This is a genomic window from Hyphomicrobium sp. GJ21 (assembly GCF_001006785.1).
Taxonomy (GTDB): domain Bacteria; phylum Pseudomonadota; class Alphaproteobacteria; order Rhizobiales; family Hyphomicrobiaceae; genus Hyphomicrobium_B.
On sequence record NZ_CDHO01000003.1, the window covers coordinates 126,773 to 147,528 of the forward strand.

Sequence of the window (20,756 nt, forward strand, 5' to 3'; positions counted from 1 at the left end):
CGTCATGACCTCGCTCGCACATTTCGAAGCGGTTGCCGGTTCGCTCAAGCTTCCGGGCGAAGCGGTCATCGACGGCAAGCTCCGGGCGAGCGCGTCGGGCAAAACCTTCCCCAACGTCACGCCCCGCAACGGCCGCGTGCTGAACCACATCGCTCAGTGCGATGTTGCCGACGTCGACGTCGCGGTCAAAAGCGCCCGGCGCGCCTTCGAAGAGGGACAGTGGCGGAAGTCGCATTATCGCGACAAGAAGCGCGTGCTGTTCAAGCTCGCGGATCTGATGCGTCGCGATGCCGAGCAATTGGCCGTGCTCGAAAGCCTCGACGTCGGCAAGCCGATCACCGATGCGCTCAAGGTCGATATACCGGGCTCGATCCGCACGATCGCGTATTACGCCGAAGCACTCGACAAGATTTACGGCGAAGTCGGCCCGGAAGCTCCCGACCGTTTCTCGTTCGCCGTGCATGAGCCGCTCGGCGTCGTCGCCGCCATCGTACCGTGGAACTTCCCGTTGCTGATGGCGATGTGGAAGATCGCGCCCGCACTCGCGATGGGTAATTCGGTCATCCTGAAACCGGCGGAACAATCACCGCTGACTGCACTGAAAATCGGCGAGCTTGCGCTCGAAGCCGGATTGCCCCCGGGCGTCCTCAACGTCGTACCGGGCTTCGGCGCGGAAGCCGGCAAAGCTCTCGCGCTCCACAACGATGTCGACATGATCGCGTTCACCGGCTCCGGCGCCGTCGGTAAGCTGTTGATGCAGTATTCCGGTCAGAGCAATCTGAAACGCGTCAGCCTCGAGCTTGGCGGCAAGTCTCCGCACATCATCTTCGCTGACTGCCCCGATCTCGACAAAGCGGCGACGCAAGCCGCGTGGGGCATCTTCTATAACTCGGGACAGGTCTGCACCGCCGGATCGCGCCTGCTCGTGCAGCAGGACGTTGCCGATCAATTCGTCGACCGGCTGCTCGGCGTCGCGCGCAAGATCGTCGCCGGTGATCCGCTCGAACCCGCGACGACGACCGGTTCGATGGCAAGCGAAGAGCAGATGAAAACGGCGCTGCGCTACATCGAAACGGCGAAGCGCGAAGGCGACGCGTTGGCCCTCGGCGGCAACCGCACGCGCACCGACAGCGGCGGCTTTTACGTCGAGCCGACCGTCTTCGATCAGGTGAAGCCCGAGAACACGCTGGCGCGCGAAGAAGTCTTCGGCCCTGTCCTCGCAATCACGCGCTTCAAGGATCCCGATGACGCGATCCGCATCGCCAACGACACCAACTATGGCCTCGCCGCCGGATTGTGGACGAAAGACATTTCGCTTGCCCATCGCGCCGCGCGCGAAATCCGCGCCGGGCTCGTCTGGATCAACGGCTGGGACAGCTGCGATCTGACAATGCCGTTCGGCGGCTTCAAGCAATCGGGATTCGGTCGCGACCGCTCGCTGCACGCGCTTCACAAATACGCCGATCTCAAGTCGGTATCGATCACGCTCTGAGTTTCCGGAGTAACTCGCATGAACGCTAAGACGACAACAGCATTTCCAACCGCGGCGCTCATCGACGGCGAATGGGTGACGTCCAAGAAAACGTTTCCCGTTCTCGATCCAGCGACCGGCGACAAGCTCGCCGATGTTCCGGATTTGACGGCCGAAGATGCCCAGCGCGCCATCGATGCCGCTTACAAGGCATTTCCGGCCTGGTCCGCGAAACCTGCGAAAGAACGCGGCGCAATCCTCGAGCGCTGGTGCGAGCTGATCCTCGCTGAAACCGAAGCGCTCGCCCAGCTGATGACCGCCGAGCAGGGAAAACCCCTGACGGAAGCGCGCGGCGAAGTTGCCTACGGCGCCTCGTTCATCGATTGGTTTGCCGAAGAAGGAAAACGCGCCTACGGCCACACGATTCCGACCACCGCAGCGTCTCGCCGCTACGTCACGATCAAGCAGCCGATCGGCGTTTGCGCCGCGATCACACCGTGGAATTTCCCGATCGCCATGATCACGCGCAAAGTTGCATCCGCGCTCGCAGCCGGATGCACGATCATCGTCAAGCCGTCGGAAGAAACGCCGCTCTGCGCACTGGCCGTTGCCAAGCTCGCGCTCGACGCGGGCGTTCCGCCGGGCGTGCTTAACGTCATCACGACGCAGGATGCGGCAGGCGTCGGCAAGGCGCTGACGGCCGATGCACGCGTCCGTAAGCTCACCTTCACCGGCTCGACCGAAGTCGGCAAAATTCTCTATCGCCAGTCCGCCGACACGATCAAGAAACTGACGCTCGAACTCGGCGGCAACGCGCCTCTGCTCGTCTTCGACGATGCCGATCTCGATCGCGCGGTCGCGGGCGCAATGGCATCCAAGTTCCGCAACGCCGGACAGACCTGCGTCTGCGCCAATCGCATTCTCGTGCAGTCCGGCATCTACGATCGTTTCGTTACGGCGCTCAAAGCCGAGATCGCGAAACTCCACGTCGCGCCGGGTCGCGATCCGAAATCGACGGTCGGCCCGCTGATCAACGCTGACGCCATCGCCAAGGTGAAATCTTTGCTCGCCGACGCGACCAAACGCGGCGCGAAAATCGAGCTTGGTGGAGAACCCGACACGCACGGCCCGCTCTTCTTCTCCCCGACCGTCATCACCGGCGTCGAGCCGACGATGGCGATCGCCAACGAGGAAATCTTCGGGCCCGTCGCGTCGATCATCCGTTTCGAAACGGAAGCCGACGCAATCCGCATCGCCAACGACACCCCGTTCGGCCTCGCGGCGTACCTGTTCAGCCAGGACATCGGACGGGCGTGGCGCGTCGCCGAGGCGCTCGAAACCGGAATGGTCGGCGTCAACGAAGGCCTCTTTTCAAACGAGGTCGCGCCCTTCGGCGGCGTCAAGCAATCGGGCCTCGGCCGCGAGGGCGCGCAGGAAGGACTCGAGGAATATCTCGAAACGAAATTCCTCTGCCTGGGTGGCATCACCGGCTGACGCTCGAACTTCCGCACACACTTCGAGGGGACGACAATGGCTACTTCCGCCGAACTCCAGGCCCGACGCGTTGCCGCCGTTCCGCGCGGCGTCGGCAACGTCACGCAGATTTTCGCCAAGACTGCGAAGAACGCCGAGATCTGGAGCGAGGACGGCAAGCGCTACATCGACTTCGGCGCGGGCATCGCTGTAGTCAACACCGGGCACCAGCATCCGCGCCTGATCTCAGCCATCGAAGAACAGCTCAAAGCCTTCAGCCACGTCTGCTTTCAGGTGACGCCCTACGAGAATTACGTGAGCTTGGCCGAGCGATTGAACGCGATCGCGCCGGTTCCCGGTCCCGCGAAAACGATGCTCGCCTCGACCGGCGCCGAAGCCGTCGAAAACGCCGTCAAGGTTGCGCGCGCATTCACGGGCCGGACCGGCATCATCTCGTTTGCCGGTGGCTTCCACGGCCGCACGCTCATGGGCATGGCGCTGACCGGCAAAGTCGTGCCCTACAAGAAGGGCTACGGCCCCTTTCCGCCTGACGTTTACAACGTCGAGTTCCCGAACCTCTATCACGGCGGCAGCACCGAACAGAGCCTCCACAGTCTGAAGTCGCTCTTCAAGCACACGGCCGATCCGTCGAGCATCGCCGCGATCATCATCGAGCCGGTGCAGGGCGAAGGCGGCTTCAACATCGTGCCGAAAGATTTCATGGTCGCGCTGAGAAAGCTTTGCGACGACCACGGCATCCTCCTGATCGCGGATGAAATCCAGACCGGCTTCGCGCGCACCGGCAAGCTCTTCGCGATGGAGCACTATGGCATCAAAGCCGACGTCGTCACCATGGCAAAGGGGTTGGCGGGCGGTCTTCCGCTCTCGGCCATCGTCGGCCGTGCCGACGTGATGGACGCCTCGAATCCCGGCGGATTGGGCGGCACCTACGCCGGCAATCCGATTGCGTGCGCCGCCGCTCACGCCGTGCTCGACGTGATCGAAGACGAAAAGCTTTGCGAACGCGCCAACGCCATCGGCAAGATCATCATCGATCGCTGCACGTCGCTTCAGAACAATTCGAACCTCAATTGCATCGGCGACGTGCGCGGCCTCGGCGCCATGTGCGCGGTGGAACTCGTCAAGGACAAGGCCAGCGGCGAACCGGCGCCCGAGCTGACGAGTGCTCTCCTAAAAGCCGCCAACGAGCGCGGACTGATCCTGCTGTCATGCGGCACGTACGGAAATGTCATACGCTTTCTTGTGCCGTTGACGGCAAGCGATGAACTTGTCCGCGAAGGCATGGACGTATTCGAAGCGGCCCTGACCGACGCGATCGCAAAAGTTGCCTGATTGAACGACTTCTGCACCGGGCGGCCGGCTCTCCGAAGGAGCGTCGCCAAGCGCAAACATAAGGGACACGCTCTTTCATGAATATACAGACGAAGCCCAACGACCTCGCTGCGTTCTGGATGCCGTTCTCGGCCAACCGGCAATTCAAAAAGGCGCCGCGCCTGTTCGTCGAGGCAAAGGGCGTGCACTACGTCACCGATGACGGCCGCCGCGTCCTCGACGGCACGTCGGGGCTTTGGTGCGTCAACGCCGGTCACTGCCGTCCGAAAATCGTCGAGGCGATCAGGAAGCAAGCCGAAACGCTGGATTTCGCCGGCACGTTCCAGATGGGGCACACGCGCGCCTTCGAGCTTGCCGACCGTCTGACCGCGATCGCGCCCAAAGGCTTCGAGCACGTGTTCTTCACGAACTCTGGCTCGGAGTCCGTCGAAACGGCGCTCAAGATGGCGATCGCCTACCACCGCGCCAAGGGCAATGCCGCGAAGGTTCGTCTGATCGGACGCGAGCGCGGCTATCACGGCGTCAACTTCGGTGGCACCTCCGTCGGCGGCATCGGCGGCAACCGCAAGATGTTCGGAACGCTCGTCGGCGGCGTCGATCATCTCCGCCACACGCACGATCTCTCACGCAATGCTTACGCACGCGGCGAGCCGGAGCACGGCGCGGAACTCGCCGACGAACTCGAACGGCTCGTTGCTCTGCACGATGCCTCGACCATCGCCGCCGTCATCGTCGAGCCGGTCGCTTGCTCGACCGGCGTGCTGATCCCGCCCAAGGGCTATCTGAAACGCCTCGAGGCGATCTGCCGGAAGCACGACATTCTGCTGATCGCCGACGAGGTCATCACCGCGTTCGGCCGACTCGGCACGCCGTTCGCTGCCGAATATTTCGATATCTCGCCGGACCTGATCACCACCGCGAAGGCGATCACAAACGGCACGATTCCGATGGGCGCGGTGTTCGTCAAATCGCACATCCACGATGCCTTCATGAACGGCCCCGAGTGGATGATCGATTTCTTCCACGGCTATACGTATTCAGGCCATCCGATGGCCTGTGCCGCATCGATCGGCACGCTCGACACATTCGCCGACGAAGGCCTGCTGACACGCGCCGCCGAACTTGCCCCGTACTGGGAAGAACGCATGCATGCGTTGAAAGGCCTGCCGCACGTCATCGACATCCGCAACATCGGCCTCATCGGCGCGGTCGAATTCGAACCCGACCCTGCTCAGCCCGGCAAGCGCGCGTTCGATCGCTTCGTGCAAGCCTTCGAGCAAGGACTTCTCGTCCGGCAGACAGGCGACATCATCGCCTTGTCGCCGCCGCTGATCATCACGAAGGACGAGATCGACCAGCTCTTCGACATCTTCGCGAAAGTCCTGAAGACGGCGAACTGACCCGGCGTCAGCCACGCACACGACAGCGCTGCACGGCAGACGCAAACACCCTGGTCGCGGCCAAAAAGAAGCCGGCCGCTCCGGGGGGAGGAGCGGCCGGCGGGGTGGCCGCCGGTGAGGGATCCGGCGGCACGGGGGTCTCAATCTTTATTCCGCAGCGACGCGAAAGGATCGCGAGCCGTCGAGACTATCGAAACCGAGTGAGGCGGCGACAGCGGGATGCGTGATCCGCCCTGCCTTGACGTTGAGACCGGCGGCGAGATGCGGATCGCGATCGAACGCCGCAAGACCTTTGTCGGCGAGCTTGATCACGAACGGCAGCGTCGCGTTGTTCAGTGCCTGCGCTGACGTCACCGGGACAGCGCCCGGCATGTTTGCCACGCAGTAATGAATGATGCCATCGACCTCAAACGTCGGATGCGCATGCGTCGTCGGATGCGAGGTCTCGAAGCAGCCGCCCTGATCGATCGAGACGTCGACCAGAACCGCGCCTGTCTTCATATCCTTGAGCATCTCGCGCTTGACGAGTTTCGGCGCGCTGGCGCCCGCAACGAGCACCGCGCCGACGACGACGTCGGCACTCAGAATTTCGCTTTCGATCGTTTCCATCGTCGCGTCGAGCGTCACGACCCGGCCTTCGAACAACTCGTCGAGCTGGCGCAAACGTGGCAGCGATTTGTCGATAACCGAAACGCTGGCGCCGAGGCCCGCCGCCATACGCGCCGCGTGCGTACCAACGACCCCGCCGCCGAGTACGACGACCTTCGCCGGTTTGACACCGGGAACGCCGCCAAGCAGAACGCCGCGTCCACCGGCCGGGCGGCGCAACGCAATCGCGGCAGCCTCGATCGACAGGCGGCCTGCAACCTCGCTCATCGGGGCGAGCAGCGGCAACCCGCCCTTGGCGTCGGTCACGGTTTCATATGCGATGGCTGACACGCCCGATTGCATCAGGCCGATCGCCTGCTGCGGGTCGGGTGCAAGATGGAGATACGTAAAGAGGATCTGGTCCGGCCGAAGCCGCTTCCACTCGGCGGGCTGCGGTTCCTTGACCTTCACGATCATGTCGGCGTCGCGAAAGACCTCTTCGGCCGTCGCCGCGATGCGCGCGCCGGCTTTGGCATACGTCGCGTCGTCGGCGAAAATTCCGGCGCCTGCCCCCGCCTGCACGATGACCTCGTGCCCGTGAGCCACCAGCTCGCGGACCGAGCCCGGCACGAGTCCGACGCGAAATTCGTCGCTTTTGATCTCAGTCGGAATGCCGATCCGCATGGCCTGCTCCCGTCGGTGCGGACGAGTTTTATTCTACGGCGTAGAATGCCACGGGTTGGGCGCCATTACCCAGCAATTTCGCTTGCTGGCGTTAATTTCAGCGCAGATATTATGCGTTCAACTTGGAACTGACGCAGAAAAATGTCGCCTCACAGCCTCGACGCCTTGGATCGCGCTATTCTGACGGCCCTCCTCGCGGATGGGCGTCAGTCCCAGGTCGAGCTTGCCGAGCACGTGCCGCTGTCCTCGACCGCCATTGCACGTCGCATCCGTACCCTCGAAGAGCGAGGCGTCATCAGCGGCTATCAGGCTCAGATCAGTCGCGCGGCACTTGGGTTGACGATGATGGCGATCGTTCAGGTCAGCCTGAAAAGCCAGAACGAGGAACTGCTGGCAGCCTTCGAGAAAGCCGCTGCCGCCGCGCCATCGATCATCTCATGCCACATGATGTCAGGCGAGGACGACTACATCATCGTGGTCCTCGCCCGCGACCTCGCAGACTTCGAGCGCATCCATAAAGAACAGCTCTCGCGGCTGCCCGGGGTAGCGCGGCTGAGGTCGAGCTTCGTCCTGCGCGAGGTCGTCAGCCGGCCCCTGCCGCTCTCAAGCCTCGAACGCTAATCAAGCCTCACGGCGCCAGCGCCGCGGCCGCCGTTGCCGGAGGCGCATCGTCGTTGTCGCGCTGATATGCGGTCTGCAACGCCGCTCCGTCACGCCCGTAAATATCCGGACGGAATTCGACGCGCCCGTTCGACGGTTCCGCCCACGCCGTGAAATAGGCGAAGTAGACCGGGATCGGATGCAGCAGCTTCAGTTCCATCGGCTGACCGGCCGCAAGGGTGTCGCGCACGCGACCGGGCTGTTCCCAGCCGGGCTCGTTATGCGCGATCCAGTCGCCGAGATCGAAAACGTTCTGCACGCGAACGCATCCGGCGCTGAACGGCCGGCTCTGCTGACCGAACAGGTTCTTCATCGGCGTGTCGTGCATGTAGACGCCGAACTCGTTCGACATATCGATGCGCAAAAGGCCGAGCGCGTTCTTCTCGCCAGGGTCCTGCTTGAACTTGTAGCTCGCCACCTGCGGCGCGCTCCAATCGACCGTCGCCGGATTGAGTTCAGGACCGTTGACGCCGTTGTAAACGCGAATGCCTTCTTCCGCGAGATAGCCCGGTTCCTGCTTCAGGCGCGGCACGAGATCGAGCGTCGCGACGCTATCCGGCACGCGCCAGTAGGGGAAAAAGTTCAGCGCCTTGATCATCGCGCGCACGTCCGGCGTCTGCCGCTGCGGACGGCCGACAATGACGCGATGGCGCAACTGCACCTCGTACTTATCGACGGCTTCGAGCTGGAACGCGGGCACGTTGACGAGGACGTAGCGATCCTCGATGCCGTGCATCAAAGCTTGCACGCGCTGCAGGTTGAGCTTCAGCTGCGCCAGACGCTCGGCCGCCGTCGTGTTGAGCACCGGATAGACCGACTGCTCGATGCGTCCCGTGATGCGGATGCCGTGCCGGCGCTGAAAGCGCTTCACGCCCTCTTCCAGCTCGGAATCGAACGTCTCTGAGTCGTAATAGGAGCCCTTCGCCGGCATATCTCCCGAGATGCGAAGACGCTTCCGCAGGATGGGCACACGCGGATCGTCGTCGCCCGACCGCATCATGCGGCCGGTTGGAACGACCGGCCAGCCGCCACTGTCGACGATGCTCTGATAGCGCTCGATCGCAGCCGACATCGCATTGATCATCGCGTCGCTTCGCCAGGGCGTCGAATCCGGCCTGAGATCCTGAAGCGGCTCTTTCTTGCGTTCCGGGGACGGCTCCGCGCTGCCGCCGGACAGCGATCCCTGGATTTGATCCCAGAGCGTCATTTGCGCCTGGCTCGGCACCACGAACTGCGGGCAGATTTGAACGAAGGCAAAGATCGCACTTGTAACGGCGCCTCTCAGGAATGTTTCCCGAAACCGCGCTGTCGAAAGGAAAACCTTCATTCCTCTTGCCCCGCCTTCCTGTAATTCGCCGCTGATAGAACAACGATTTGCGGGCAGCAATCCTTTGCCCGGCTTGGCGGCCGTTGATGCCGCGTGCCATTTCGGCCACTTTGTGACAATGGCATGAGCCATATGGCCAAAGCGTGACGCTTTACCAAGCCCTGCACATTGCCGCTCTACAAAGAAATGCAGAGCTGTGTTGCAATCTCGCCGTCGGCACAAACCCGGAAATCGAGCTAACGCGAGAAATGGTCATAACCTGGGCGGCGGAGTGCGATCGGCGCGCCGGACGGATCGAGCACAACGGTTGTGATCTTCGATTCCAGGACGCCGATGTCGTGAACACGGATGCCCGATTCTGCGGCACTCGCGACGAACTTCTCGCTGTTTTCCGGAGCGACCGCGATGAGAAGTTCGTAATCGTCGCCACCGGCAAGGATGCCGTCGCGCACGTTCGGATTCTCGTCGAGCGCCGCACGCGCGGGCGGCGACAGCGGAATATCATCGAATTTCAGCGCCATCCCGAGCGAAGCGCCCGCTAGCCGGCCCAAATCCTTCATCAGTCCGTCCGAAATATCGAGCGCCGCCCGCGCATGTGAGCGAACGGCTCCCGCAAGCGCCAGACGCGGCTTCGGCCGCAAATAGCGATCGAGCAGAAGCGCGCGATCGTCATCCTTCAGCGTGCTGAACAGCGAGGGATCACGCCGCAGCGCCAGACCCAGCGCGGCGTCGCCGATCGTGCCCGAGACGAAGACGTGGTCGCCCGCCTTGGCCCCGTGCCGCGGAACGAAAGCGCCCGTCGCGACCGAGCCGATGATCGTTATGCCGATCGAAAGCGGGCCGGGCGTCATGTCCGTGTCGCCACCGATCAGCTTGCAGCCGAATTGGGACTGCGCCGCACGCAGACCATCCGCGAACGCCGCGATCCAGTCCCGTTCCGGCGCTTCCGGCAGCGCCAACGTGAGAAGGTACGCGACCGGCGCCGCGCCCTTGGCCGCCATGTCGGAAGCGTTGCAGGCCAGCGCCTTCCACGCGATGTCGGCAGGCCGGTCGTCGGGAAAAAAATGTACGCCCGCGATGATCGGGTCGCTGCTGAACACAAGATCAGCCCCCGAAGGAGGCCGCAGAAACGCCGCGTCGTCCGTCAGCCCGAAAGCTCCCGCCATGCCTTCGGCAAGCGGTGCGAGGTAAGTCTGGATCAACTCGGTTTCGTTGCCGACCCGGGAGTCGCTGTTGTCTCGTTCGAAGGACTTGCCCGACATATTCGGAGCCTCGAAGCTAGGCTCCGCCCTGCGAAGGCGTAACCGGCTTCTTTTCGAATTCGCTGGTACGGAGCCGCCGCGCGAGCTTGTCGAGAACGCCGTTGACGACGCGCGGCTCTTCCTCGTCGAAGAACACGCGAGCGACGTTGACATACTCGCTGATCGCGACACGTGCCGGAACGTCGTACCGATCGACAAGTTCAGCAACGCCGCCGCGCAGGATCGCCCGCAGAATCGAGTCGACGCGCACCAGCCGCCAGCCGACAGCCAGCTGCTCGTCGATCATCGGATCGATCTCGCGCTGACGGCGAACCACCGCACGCAGGATGTCGGCAAAAAACACTCGGTCGGCGCCCGCAAGCATTTCATCGCGGTTGTCGCCCGACAGACGCTCATTCAGGAACTCGGCGATGACGTCGTTGAGGTCGGTCCCCGCCATATCCATCTGATAGAGCGCTTGCACGGCCGCGATGCGCGCCGCGGTGCGCGCGGTAATCTCGCTGGGCTTCGGCTTATCCTCCGCCATCATGCGGACGCTCCCCAGAAGGCGCGCTTCGTCTCGATCAAACGGGCGCATGCGCGCACGGCGTCGCCGCCCTTGCCGTTGACGCCGCCTTCGGCGCGCGCAATCGCCTGCTCGCGCGTGTCGACAGTGAGGATTGCGTTGCCGACTGGCACTTCGTTGCGCACCGCGATTTCCATCAGCCAGTGATTGGCGTTGTTGCAAACGATATCGTAGTGACCGGTCTCGCCCCGGATGACACAGCCGAGTGCAACTGCACCGTCGAACGTCTTGCGACCGGCTTCGCGCGCGGCAGCTGCAGCCGCCAGAACCTGCGGTATCTCCAGCGCGCCGGGAACGGCGATACGCTCATACGTCATGCCGCGGCGCTCGCATTCGGCGAGCGCTCCCTCCGCGAGAAGACCGGAAATATCATCATAATACGGCGCCTCGATAATGAGGATATGCGCGCGAAGGTGTGGCGCACTCTTGTCATCGGTAGGTGCGCTCGGAGATTTCTGGACCATGTCAGTGCTACTCGATTTTGCGTGTGCCGGTGACGTGCAGGCCGAAGGCCTCAAGGCCGACGTAAACGTGCTGCGGCGAAGATGACAGCAGCACCATGTCCTTGACGCCAAGGTCGGACAGGATTTGCGAGCCGATGCCGATTTCGACCTGCCGTCGCTCCTTGTTCAGCTCGCGCCCGGAGCCCGGATCCTGACGTGCCGAAACCCAATCCGTCATGGACCTCGGCCGCAGATCTCGAATGAGAACGATGACGCCACGCCCCTCGGCTTCGACAGCGCGCATCGCCTGGTCGATGACCGAACCCGCTTCGCTGCCGTCAACGCCGAGCACGTCGCTCATCATGTTGACGGCGTGCACGCGAACCAGCACCGGTCCGCCCTTGGAGATATTGCCCTTGACCAGCGCCAGATGTTCAGCCGGTTCCGACGTCGTCTCATAGACGTAAAGATCAAAGGCACCGGCGACGGCCGTTTCGATCTCGGTCTTGGCGACCCGCTTGACGATACGATCGTTGCGGAGGCGATAAGCGATCAGATCCTCGATCGCCCCGATTTTCAAACCGTGCACTTTGGCGAAGTTCGCGAGATCGTCCATGCGCGCCATCGTGCCGTTGTCGTTCATGATCTCGCAGATGACGGCTGCCGGATAAAGCCCCGCGAGCTTCGCAAGATCGATCGACGCTTCCGTATGACCTGCGCGAACAAGCACGCCGCCTTCGCGCGCGATCAGCGGAAAGACGTGGCCGGGCGAAACGATATCGCCCGCGCCCTTCGTGGTATCGATTGCCGTCGCGATTGTGCGCGCGCGATCGAACGCCGAGATGCCTGTGGAAATACCTTCGCGCGCTTCGATCGATTGCGTGAACGCGGTGCGATTGCGCGAGCCGTTCGAACGCACCATGAAATCGAGATGCAGTTCCTGCGCGCGCGCTTGCGTCAGCGTCAGGCAGACAAGTCCGCGGCCATGCTTCGCCATGAAGTTGACCGCATCCGGCGTCGCCATCTGCGCCGGGATGACGAGGTCGCCCTCGTTCTCGCGGTCTTCCGCGTCTACCAGGATGACCATGCGGCCGTTCTGCATGTCCTCGACGATCTCTTCAATCGGCGACAGCACGCTGCCGGTCTGGGTCGGCTGCAGATATGTCGATGCGGACATTAGATACGAAACTCCATGAGACGTGCGACGTAACGGGCGAAGACATCGACTTCGAGGTTCACCAGATCGCCGGGGGTTTTGCCGCCCCATGTCGTGACCGTCAAGCTGTGCGGAATGAGATTAACGCCGAAGCGGTTTTCCGAAACCTCATTCACGGTTAGCGACGTGCCGTCGAGGGCGACCGATCCTTTAGGTGCAATATAGCGCGATAAGTGCTCCGGCGCTTCGAAAAGAAAGCGTTTACTGGCGCCATCCTGCGTAATGCTGACGATTTTGGCGACGCCGTCCACGTGGCCGGAAACGATATGGCCGCCGAGCTCGTCGCCAGCCTTCAGCGAGCGCTCCAAATTTACCCGGCTTCCCGTGGCCCACTCCGAAAGCGTCGATTTCGCCAGCGTCTCGTTCGAAACGTCGACCGAAAATTCCGACCCCGAGGCCAGCGGCTTGATCGATGTCGCGGTCAGGCAGACGCCGTTGCAGCAGATCGAGATACCGGCGTCCTCCGGCCGGAGCGCATACGCCGTGCGCAGCGTAAACGTGCCTCCCGACTTGCCGATGACTTCACCGACATCCGTGATCAATCCGGTAAACATCGCCTCAGCGTCCTTCGTTTGCCTCACGCCCGGTGAAGCCGCCACATGGTATCGCCGCCCATCGTCCGCCGGTCGACGAGCGAAAGCGCCACAGGCCCGAGCTGTCGCTCGATAGCGTCCATCGCGACATCATCGCCGGGCATTCCAGCCATGTATAGGATGACTTCGTCGACCAGCGACGCGTCCGCGAACGAGCGCCAGATTCGGGGCCCGCCCTCGACAAGAAGGCGCGTCACGCCGCGGCCGACCAGCGCTTCCATGATGGCGGGCAGCCACAGGCTTTGCCCGACGATCGGGATATCGTGAATTTCGACGCCGTGCGAGGTTAACTGCTCGCGCTTTTGCGGATCGCTGTCCGGAGCCGTCATCATCCAGGTCGGAACGCTGCTGGCGCTTCGAACGAGTTTCGCACCCGCAGGAATGTCGAGCGAGCGTGACAGAATGATACGCGCCGGCGAGCGATCGATCAGCCCCGGCAGGCGGCACGTCAATTCCGGATCGTCGTCGCGCACGGTGGCGCTGCCGACGAGAATGGCGTCGTAATGCGCCCGAAGCAGCATGCCGTGCGCACGCGCCATTTCGGCGGTGACCCAGATCGGCGAAACACCGTTGCCGCGCGCGATCTCCCCCGCCCCGTCGAGCGCGAGCTTGACTGTCGTGAACGGCCGGCGCTCGGTGATCCGCACGATATGCCCGCGCGTAATGCGGCGGGCTTCGGCCGCGCCGACGCCCCTGACGACCTCGAGCCCGGCGTCGCGCAACTTATCGAGACCGCGTCCCGAAACCCGCGGATCGGGGTCCTCGATCGCGACGACGGCGCGTTTCAGCCCGGCCGCGACGATGGCTTCGGCACAAGGTCCCGTCCGGCCGTGATGCGAGCACGGCTCGAGCGTCACGTAAATCGTCGCGCCGCGCACGCGCTCGCCAGCCGCCGCAATCGCTTGGGTCTCGGCGTGTGGGCGGCCGCCGGGAGCCGTCACGGCGCGCGCGAGAATCTCGCCCGTCGTCTCGTCGGCGATGACCGCGCCGACCGACGGATTGGGCATCGTCGCGCCAAGGCCACGCTCGGCCATGCGCAGCGCAATGGCCATCATCTCCTCGTCGAACGCGCTGCTTTTCGGCTCGGCCATCGGCTCAGTGCTTCTTCTGGATTGCCGCGTCGTCGCGAACGATGCCGAAGCGCTCGCTGCTGTCGAGCGGATCGCGCGTGTCCGCCGCGAGTTCGCGAAGCACCGCATGGAAATCGGCCGTATCGCGGAAATCGCGATAGACTGACGCGAACCGGACGTAGGCAACGGGATCGAGTTCGCGCAGCGCCGCCATGACGAGTTCCCCGATCTCGGCGGAGGTGATCTCCGTTTCGCCCGAGCTTTCAAGCTGCCGGACAAGCCCCGACACGAGGCGATCGATCCGCTCCGGTTCGATCGGACGTTTTCGCAGCGCGACGGAAATCGATTTCGAAAGTTTGTCGCGATCGAACAGCACTTTGCGCCCTGAGCGTTTGACGACCGTCAACTCGCGGAGCTGAACACGCTCGAAGGTCGTGAATCGGGCGCCGCAATCGGAGCAGACGCGACGCCTTCTGATGGCGGCGTTCTCGTCCGACGGGCGGCTATCCTTGACCTGGCTATCCTCGCTTCCGCAAAACGGACAGCGCATTGCTTGCTCCTCAAACTTCAGTGCCCGCACAAATCGCGGGCAACTCTCTATCACGGCGGCAAGCGGCTTTCAGCTCTGCCCGCCTCGCCCATGTACCGGTTGGAAAGTGTTTCTCTGTGGACGTTTTCGCGACAAAGAGGAAGTCCTGCCATCGACGCGTTCCACCGATACACGCTGTCCCGCGACAGCGTCCATGCGCATCGCATAAAAAAAGGTGCCCGCAAAGAGCACCTTTTCCTTATTCAGCAATAGATCTGGTCTGTCAGGCGTAGATCGGGAAGCGCTCGCAGAGCGCCGTCGCCTTGGCCTTGACGGCTTCCTCGACGGCGCCGTTGTTCTCTTCGCCGTTCTTTGCGAGACCTTCGAGCACTTCCGAGATCAGACGGCCGATCTCCTGGAACTCGGCGACGCCGAAGCCGCGCGTCGTGCCGGCCGGCGAACCGAGGCGAATGCCCGACGTCACCATCGGCTTCTCGGGGTCGAACGGAATGCCGTTCTTGTTGCAGGTGATATGCGCGCGGCCCAGCGCCTTCTCGGCCTTGTTGCCCGTGATCTTCTTCGGACGCAGGTCGACGAGGATGAGGTGCGTGTCGGTGCCGCCCGAGACGAGCGCGAAGCCGTTCTGCACCAGCACCTCGCCAAGAGCGCGGGCGTTGTCCATCACGTTCTTCATGTAGACCTTGTAGTCGGGACGCAGCGCCTCGCCGAATGCAACGGCCTTGGCCGCGATGACGTGCATCAGCGGACCGCCCTGAATGCCAGGGAAGATCGCCGAGTTGACCTTCTTCGCGATCTCTTCGTCGTTCGTCAGGATCATGCCGCCGCGCGGACCGCGAAGCGTCTTGTGCGTCGTCGTCGTCACGACGTGCGCATGCGGGAACGGGCTCGGGATGAGACCAGCCGCCACGAGACCGGCGAAGTGCGCCATGTCGACGAGGAACGTCGCGCCGACTTCGTCAGCGATGGCGCGGAAGGCCGCGAAGTCGATCTTGCGCGGATAGGCCGAGCCGCCGGCGATGATGATGCGCGGCTTGTGCTCATGCGCCAGCTTCTTCACTTCCTCCATGTCGATGAGGTGCGTGTCCGGCTTCACCGTGTAGTGCACGGCCTTGAACCACTTGCCCGACTGGTTGACGGGCGCGCCGTGGGTCAAGTGACCACCGGCTGCGAGCGACAGACCGAGGATCGTGTCGCCGGGCTTTGCGAGCGCGTTGAATACGCCCTGGTTCGCCTGGCTGCCGGAGTTCGGCTGCACGTTGGCGAAGCCGCAGTTGAACAGCTTCTTGGCGCGATCGATTGCGATCTCTTCGGCGATGTCGACGAACTGGCAGCCGCCGTAATAGCGCTTGCCCGGGTAGCCTTCGGCATACTTGTTCGTCAGCACCGAGCCAGCGGCGTCGAGGACAGCCTGCGAGACGATATTCTCGGAGGCGATGAGCTCGATCTCATGCTGCTGGCGACCAAACTCTTTCTGGATCGCGCTGAAGATTTCGGGATCGGTTTCCGAAACATGCGCCTTGAAAAAACGCGACGTCTGCGAAGTTCCAGCGGCCGGTGCGGTCGACATCAGGGTTTCCTCTGAAAAAGGATGATTTTTTGAATTCTGGCATTTCGGGCAGTTGTCGTGGTCGCCCGCCTGCGTAGTGCCATAGTACGAGGCGGACCGCCCGCACTCAACTCCCCCATTGGGTAAGTTGGCTGCCCAAAGGGTGGCTTGCCCCGCGTAATAAAAGCGCGGCAAAGCCCGTCGTTAGCGCAAAAAAGGCTTGGCCGCCGGCAATCCTCGACTTGCGAAGTCCGGCAAAGGCACGGGCGGTTCAATGCGAAGGATGCGAACTTGCACCGTCGGCCGTCGCCGGGGAGGCAACGGCCCGAACCATTCGAAGTTCGAAGACTATTCCGCCGCTTCGAGGCTCGCCATCAGCGCCAGCGGGCACTGCGACCACAGTTCCGTCAACGCGTTGACGAGATGCTCCATGTCGGCATTGGTGTGCTGCGGCGACGGCGTGAGGCGCAAGCGCTCCGTGCCCCGCGGAACCGTCGGATAATTGATCGGTTGCACGTAGATGCCATACCGGTCGAGCAAGACGTCCGTCAGTGCCTTGCAGCGAACCGGATCCGTGACCAGCACGGGGACGATATGGCTCGGCCCCGAGATGAGCGGCAGATCGGCCGCGATCAGCATGCGCTTCAGCGTGCGGGCGCGTTCCTGATGGCGTTCGCGCTCGATCGAGCTCGACTTCAGGTGGCGGATCGAAGCAACAGCGCCGGCAACGACAGCAGGCGCCAGCGACGTCGTGAAGATGAAGCCCGGAGCATACGAGCGGATGGCATCACAGATGGTGCGCGAGGCCGCAATATAGCCACCCATCACGCCGAAGCCTTTGGCGAGCGTACCATTGATGATGTCAACGCGATGCATAACGCCATCGCGTTCGGCGACGCCGCCGCCGCGCGGGCCGTAGAGGCCGACGGCGTGAACCTCATCGAGATAGGTCAGCGCATTGTATTTGACCGCGAGGTCACAGATCGCGCCGATCGGAGCGATGTGCCCGTCCATCGAGTAGACGCTCTCGAAGGCGATGATCTTCGGCGTCTCTTTCGGCACCTTCTTGAGCTGCGCTTCGAGGTCGGCGAGATCGTTGTGCTTGAAAATGTGCTTGGCGCCACGTCCGTTGCGGATGCCCGCAATCATCGAGGCGTGGTTCTTCTCATCGGAAAAGATTACGCAGCCCGGCAGAAGCTGCGACAGCGTCGAAAGCGCCGCCTCGTTGGCGACGAAAGCCGACGTGAAGACCAGAGCCGTTTCCTTGCCGTGCAGATCAGCGAGTTCGTGCTCGAGCTGAACGTGGTAATGAGTTGTGCCGGCAATGTTGCGCGTACCGCCTGAACCTGCGCCCACGAGGTCGATGGCTTCGTGCATGGCTGCGAGCACGGACGGGTGCTGGCCCATGCCCAGGTAGTCGTTCGAGCACCAGACGGTAATGGGCTTTGTCGCCTCGCCCTTCAGAACTTCGGCCTTCGGAAATGCGCCGCGACTGCGCTTCACATCTGCAAATACCCGGTACCGGCCCTCGCGTTTGACAGCCTCAACGGCGTCAGCGAGCTTCTGCTCGTATGTCATCAGAAGAATTCCGCTCCCAAAAGCACACCGTTCATTATTTTAGAACCTTTATGACTTGGACCGGCCCCGAGTACCAGTGCTTCTTCGTCGCGCAAGTTTAAAAAGTTTCATGTTTGATTTGGCAGCGTAGTTCTTTTGCCTTGCAAAATATAGGTTTTCTGGCCGTTTTGGGAGATGTCGTCGCTCCCTTTGATATAGATCAAACGCGTCCGGGGCGGGCTCATCGCGGGACCTGCGGGCGGTGCCTCAACGCCCCGCACGACTCGTCCGAAAACGCCGTGACAGGTCGCGCCGCGCCGCTCGCGCCTAGTCGCAGATTTTCGCGAATTTTCGCTGGGCCATGTCGACGTGGAAATGATTGACGTGGTCGCGATTGGCCTCCGGGCCGAGGGTCGTGCCGAACCGGCGGCAAGCCGCGACATGCGCCTCACGCAGGAACGCCTGGTCGTCGGACAGTGTCCCCCGTCCCGTCGTTTGGCTGAGAGCGGCAACGTCCTTGCGGCGCGATTTTCCGGCACCGGCCTTGGCCGAGCCGGGAGCCGGGCCACCGAGCCTTGCAGGCGGCTCGTCAGCTCGCACCGCCGTCTTGGTGGCGCTTTTCGATGCCCCCGGCAGCGTGACCGTCACCTTCGGGACGCCATCGACGATGGTCGAGCGCGCCAGCCCCGCGGCCGGAGCCCCGAGGCCCGAAGCCGTCGCGGCTGCCGGTGCTGAGGCAGCGCCCGCCCCCTGCTCGCTCGCGAGATTCGTCTGCTCAGCCTTTTGGGCGGCTGCAAGTTCGGCCGCCTGCTTTTCGGCAGCAGCCTTCTTTTCCGCGATTTCGGCAAGTTCCCGCTGCGTCGTCCCCCAGTCATCAAGCACGGAGACGGATTTCGCCGACGCCGTAACGAAAGCCCCGATGTCGAGGGCATTTGCCAGCCCGTGCTCGCTGAGCTTGGTCGTCTTGCGTCCGAAGGCGTTGCGGCAGGAATAGCCGCTCATTGTCTCGATCTTGATGATCGGCGCGCCGAAATGTTTTTTCGCCAGCGGCTGCAAGTCGTTTTCCAGCCAGTTGACGAGCGTTTCGGCGAGGTCGCAGCGCACGACGGGCGGCGGCGAAAACGTCACCTCCGGATTTTGCCCGATGCTGATCAGCTCGATCGGCGCTGGCGCTCCGCACGCGCCTTCCCGGATTGGTTCACGCGCGGCATAGACGGCGTGAATCCGCTGCAGGACCTCGGCGCAGTGCGTTTTCGCATCGGCGATCTCCGCGTCGCTCCACGTGTTCGGTGGCGTCGCACTCGCATTCGCGCCGGCGGCTTTCTCGCTCGAAGCGGGTTTTTGCGCCTGGCCGTTTACGTCGTTGGCCTGACCCTGTTTGTCATCGGTCGCCGGCTGAGCATTTTCGGCCGCCGCCGCAGGTTGCGAATGATGCTTTTTGCTCTTCGCCGCCGCAGCATCAATGATAAGGAGCGAAATGACCGCCGCGGCTGTGAGCGCGATTGCCGTCCGGCCGAAATTGGTCACTGGCTCATTCCTTCTCGGAGCAAACGCGACGAAGGGCAAACAAGGGCTTGACGAATCCTAGGCGAGACGACAAGCGCACTGCAAAATGAATTGGCGCGTTATTAGACGCAACATCCGCGCCGATCATGCGCGCAGAATATGGCGAAACGCGCGAGAACGGACCATACCTAGCAGCAGATTTTTTCCGCGAAGCGCCAACACATCGGATTTTCAGTGACCGCACAGCAGGCATCGACGCCAACGACACAATCGAGCACGCCGGACGCGAAAATCATCGCCGAGCGGACGCAGGCGCTCCGGACATTCGTCCTCAACCGTCCGCAGGCGCTCAACGCGTTCGATGACGAAATGTGCGGGGTCTTGAGCACAGCGCTGCCGGTTATCGCACGCGATCCGGACACCTACATCGTCGCGCTCGTCTCAAGCAGTCCGAAGGCCTTCTGCGCCGGTGGCGACGTGCTGGCACTGACCGCCGAAGCCAAGCGCGACATCGAAAGCGCCAAGGCCATCATGCGCCGCGAGTATGCACTCGACTGGCTGCTCGAATGCTTTTCGAAGCCGTGCGTATCCTTCATCGACGGCGTGTGCATGGGGTCCGGCGTGGGCCTGACCGCTTACAACACCCATCGCGTTGCGGGCGAAGCTTACAAATGGGCGATGCCCGAAGTGAAGATCGGGCTGTTTCCCGACGTCGGCGTCGCGAAAGTTCTGGCGCGTCTGCCCTGGCCGATCGGCCTCTATCTTGGACTGACCGGACGTCCAATCCGTCGCGACGACGCGCATTGGCTCGGCCTCGTGACGCACTGCATCGCGGCATCGGAATTTCCCGGAATTCGTGCCAAGCTCGCCGACGCAATTCCCGTCGATCCGCTTCTCGATGATTTGCACGAGCCGCAATCCGAAGGCGCTGTCCAGAAAGATTTGAGTCTGATCCGGGACCACTTTTCGCAATCGTCGCTGGCTAAGATTATCAAATCTCTGAGCGAGGCGGAATCGTCAGGCTGCGAATGGTCCCGCAACACACTTGCCGGATTGCGCAAGAGTTCGCCGATATCGCTCGCGATAACGGACCGCCATATCCGCAATGCGCTGACACTCGATATTCGCCAGACACTGATCGAGGATTATCGCCTTGCCGTCCGCTGCTTCGAAGGCACGGATTTCGCCGAAGGCGTCAGGGCTTTGTTGCGCGACAAGGACGGCGCTCCGTCATGGTCACCCGCGCAATTCGAAGATATTACGACAGCTATGGTCGAGAAATATTTCGCGCCGCTCCCAGATGGCGAACTTGAACTGCCGCTGCGCTCGGAAATGCAGGCAGCGCGCGTTTAATTCCGCGCAACGCGAATTCCGAATAAATTTATCGGACGCGTTATCCGAATATTGACCATGAAAGCAATGTCCCGTCGCGATTAGTTAAAAGACTCTTCCGAAACGGGTGGGGAACTGTTCTTTTACTATATCTATTTAG

At 62.6% G+C, this 20,756-nt stretch carries 18 protein-coding genes; 6 read left to right on the plus strand and 12 right to left on the minus strand.

The window, feature by feature from the left end:
• The first annotated feature begins 4 nt into the window (after positions 1-4).
• From HYPGJ_RS08950 to HYPGJ_RS08965, 4 genes are all read left to right on the plus strand, one after another.
• On the plus strand, positions 5-1,492 hold the full coding sequence (locus HYPGJ_RS08950; protein ID WP_046846910.1) for an aldehyde dehydrogenase: 1,488 nt from the start codon (positions 5-7) through the stop codon (positions 1,490-1,492).
• Between the two features lie 18 nt (positions 1,493-1,510).
• Positions 1,511-2,965 carry an NAD-dependent succinate-semialdehyde dehydrogenase gene (locus HYPGJ_RS08955; protein WP_046846911.1) on the plus strand — a complete coding sequence of 485 codons (1,455 nt, stop codon included), beginning with the start codon at positions 1,511-1,513 and terminating at the stop codon, positions 2,963-2,965.
• A gap of 36 nt (positions 2,966-3,001) precedes the next feature.
• Complete coding sequence (gene gabT, locus HYPGJ_RS08960; RefSeq protein WP_046846912.1) at positions 3,002-4,297, plus strand: 4-aminobutyrate--2-oxoglutarate transaminase; 1,296 nt, start codon at positions 3,002-3,004, stop codon at positions 4,295-4,297.
• A 77-nt stretch (positions 4,298-4,374) separates the two neighbouring features.
• The gene (locus HYPGJ_RS08965; RefSeq protein ID WP_046846913.1) at positions 4,375-5,697 is read left to right on the plus strand and encodes an aspartate aminotransferase family protein; all 1,323 of its coding nucleotides are present in this window, start codon (positions 4,375-4,377) and stop codon (positions 5,695-5,697) included.
• 147 nt (positions 5,698-5,844) lie between these two features.
• On the opposite strand, the gene ald is transcribed toward HYPGJ_RS08965, so the two are convergent.
• Positions 5,845-6,969, minus strand: coding sequence for an alanine dehydrogenase (ald, locus tag HYPGJ_RS08970; protein ID WP_046846914.1), 1,125 nt, complete (start codon positions 6,967-6,969; stop codon positions 5,845-5,847).
• Between the two features lie 141 nt (positions 6,970-7,110).
• Between ald and HYPGJ_RS08975 the strand changes: the two genes are divergently transcribed.
• Positions 7,111-7,590 (plus strand): Lrp/AsnC family transcriptional regulator, encoded by a 480-nt coding sequence (locus HYPGJ_RS08975; RefSeq protein ID WP_046846915.1) that lies wholly within the window; start codon positions 7,111-7,113, stop codon positions 7,588-7,590.
• A gap of 7 nt (positions 7,591-7,597) precedes the next feature.
• On the opposite strand, the gene HYPGJ_RS08980 is transcribed toward HYPGJ_RS08975, so the two are convergent.
• The 11 genes from HYPGJ_RS08980 to HYPGJ_RS09030 form a co-directional block, all read right to left on the minus strand.
• Positions 7,598-8,956 carry a L,D-transpeptidase family protein gene (locus HYPGJ_RS08980; RefSeq protein WP_046848254.1) on the minus strand — a complete coding sequence of 453 codons (1,359 nt, stop codon included), beginning with the start codon at positions 8,954-8,956 and terminating at the stop codon, positions 7,598-7,600.
• 236 nt (positions 8,957-9,192) lie between these two features.
• Positions 9,193-10,218 (minus strand): thiamine-phosphate kinase, encoded by a 1,026-nt coding sequence (thiL, locus tag HYPGJ_RS08985; RefSeq protein WP_046846916.1) that lies wholly within the window; start codon positions 10,216-10,218, stop codon positions 9,193-9,195.
• Positions 10,219-10,234: 16 nt separating this feature from the next.
• Positions 10,235-10,747: a transcription antitermination factor NusB gene (gene nusB, locus HYPGJ_RS08990; RefSeq protein ID WP_046846917.1), complete on the minus strand. Its 513-nt coding sequence runs from the start codon at positions 10,745-10,747 to the stop codon at positions 10,235-10,237.
• Positions 10,744-11,247: a 6,7-dimethyl-8-ribityllumazine synthase gene (gene ribH / locus HYPGJ_RS08995; protein WP_046846918.1), complete on the minus strand. Its 504-nt coding sequence runs from the start codon at positions 11,245-11,247 to the stop codon at positions 10,744-10,746. The genes nusB and ribH overlap by 4 nt, the downstream gene beginning before the upstream one ends.
• Positions 11,248-11,254: 7 nt before the next feature.
• Positions 11,255-12,403, minus strand: a complete 1,149-nt coding sequence (ribB, locus tag HYPGJ_RS09000) for a 3,4-dihydroxy-2-butanone-4-phosphate synthase (protein ID WP_046846919.1) — start codon at positions 12,401-12,403, stop codon at positions 11,255-11,257.
• Positions 12,403-12,996, minus strand: coding sequence for a riboflavin synthase (locus HYPGJ_RS09005; RefSeq protein WP_046848255.1), 594 nt, complete (start codon positions 12,994-12,996; stop codon positions 12,403-12,405). Before HYPGJ_RS09005 ends, ribB begins: the two co-directional genes overlap by 1 nt.
• 23 nt (positions 12,997-13,019) lie before the next feature.
• The gene (ribD, locus tag HYPGJ_RS09010; RefSeq protein WP_046846920.1) at positions 13,020-14,126 is read right to left on the minus strand and encodes a bifunctional diaminohydroxyphosphoribosylaminopyrimidine deaminase/5-amino-6-(5-phosphoribosylamino)uracil reductase RibD; all 1,107 of its coding nucleotides are present in this window, start codon (positions 14,124-14,126) and stop codon (positions 13,020-13,022) included.
• Positions 14,127-14,130: 4 nt separating this feature from the next.
• Positions 14,131-14,655: a transcriptional regulator NrdR gene (gene nrdR / locus HYPGJ_RS09015; RefSeq protein WP_013214990.1), complete on the minus strand. Its 525-nt coding sequence runs from the start codon at positions 14,653-14,655 to the stop codon at positions 14,131-14,133.
• 262 nt (positions 14,656-14,917) lie between these two features.
• Complete coding sequence (glyA, locus tag HYPGJ_RS09020; protein WP_046846921.1) at positions 14,918-16,222, minus strand: serine hydroxymethyltransferase; 1,305 nt, start codon at positions 16,220-16,222, stop codon at positions 14,918-14,920.
• 327 nt (positions 16,223-16,549) lie between these two features.
• Positions 16,550-17,779 (minus strand): 5-aminolevulinate synthase, encoded by a 1,230-nt coding sequence (hemA, locus tag HYPGJ_RS09025; protein WP_046846922.1) that lies wholly within the window; start codon positions 17,777-17,779, stop codon positions 16,550-16,552.
• Between the two features lie 306 nt (positions 17,780-18,085).
• Positions 18,086-19,285: an extensin family protein gene (locus HYPGJ_RS09030; RefSeq protein WP_046846923.1), complete on the minus strand. Its 1,200-nt coding sequence runs from the start codon at positions 19,283-19,285 to the stop codon at positions 18,086-18,088.
• 213 nt (positions 19,286-19,498) lie between these two features.
• Between HYPGJ_RS09030 and HYPGJ_RS09035 the strand changes: the two genes are divergently transcribed.
• A complete protein-coding gene (locus HYPGJ_RS09035; RefSeq protein ID WP_052750849.1) occupies positions 19,499-20,617 on the plus strand; it encodes an enoyl-CoA hydratase/isomerase family protein in 1,119 nt (372 codons plus the stop codon).
• Positions 20,618-20,756: the final 139 nt, after the last annotated feature.

Bases quoted from the DNA above. Each gene is read 5' to 3' on its own strand.
- HYPGJ_RS08950 (WP_046846910.1), top strand. From the start codon at position 5: ATGACCTCGCTCGCACATTTCGAAGCGGTTGCCGGTTCGCTCAAGCTT.
- HYPGJ_RS08955 (WP_046846911.1), top strand. From the start codon at position 1,511: ATGAACGCTAAGACGACAACAGCATTTCCAACCGCGGCGCTCATCGAC.
- gabT (WP_046846912.1), top strand. From the start codon at position 3,002: ATGGCTACTTCCGCCGAACTCCAGGCCCGACGCGTTGCCGCCGTTCCG.
- HYPGJ_RS08965 (WP_046846913.1), top strand. From the start codon at position 4,375: ATGAATATACAGACGAAGCCCAACGACCTCGCTGCGTTCTGGATGCCG.
- ald (WP_046846914.1), bottom strand. From the start codon at position 6,969: ATGCGGATCGGCATTCCGACTGAGATCAAAAGCGACGAATTTCGCGTC.
- HYPGJ_RS08975 (WP_046846915.1), top strand. From the start codon at position 7,111: ATGTCGCCTCACAGCCTCGACGCCTTGGATCGCGCTATTCTGACGGCC.
- HYPGJ_RS08980 (WP_046848254.1), bottom strand. From the start codon at position 8,956: ATGAAGGTTTTCCTTTCGACAGCGCGGTTTCGGGAAACATTCCTGAGA.
- thiL (WP_046846916.1), bottom strand. From the start codon at position 10,218: ATGTCGGGCAAGTCCTTCGAACGAGACAACAGCGACTCCCGGGTCGGC.
- nusB (WP_046846917.1), bottom strand. From the start codon at position 10,747: ATGATGGCGGAGGATAAGCCGAAGCCCAGCGAGATTACCGCGCGCACC.
- ribH (WP_046846918.1), bottom strand. From the start codon at position 11,247: ATGGTCCAGAAATCTCCGAGCGCACCTACCGATGACAAGAGTGCGCCA.
- ribB (WP_046846919.1), bottom strand. From the start codon at position 12,403: ATGTCCGCATCGACATATCTGCAGCCGACCCAGACCGGCAGCGTGCTG.
- HYPGJ_RS09005 (WP_046848255.1), bottom strand. From the start codon at position 12,996: ATGTTTACCGGATTGATCACGGATGTCGGTGAAGTCATCGGCAAGTCG.
- ribD (WP_046846920.1), bottom strand. From the start codon at position 14,126: ATGGCCGAGCCGAAAAGCAGCGCGTTCGACGAGGAGATGATGGCCATT.
- nrdR (WP_013214990.1), bottom strand. From the start codon at position 14,655: ATGCGCTGTCCGTTTTGCGGAAGCGAGGATAGCCAGGTCAAGGATAGC.
- glyA (WP_046846921.1), bottom strand. From the start codon at position 16,222: ATGTCGACCGCACCGGCCGCTGGAACTTCGCAGACGTCGCGTTTTTTC.
- hemA (WP_046846922.1), bottom strand. From the start codon at position 17,779: ATGACATACGAGCAGAAGCTCGCTGACGCCGTTGAGGCTGTCAAACGC.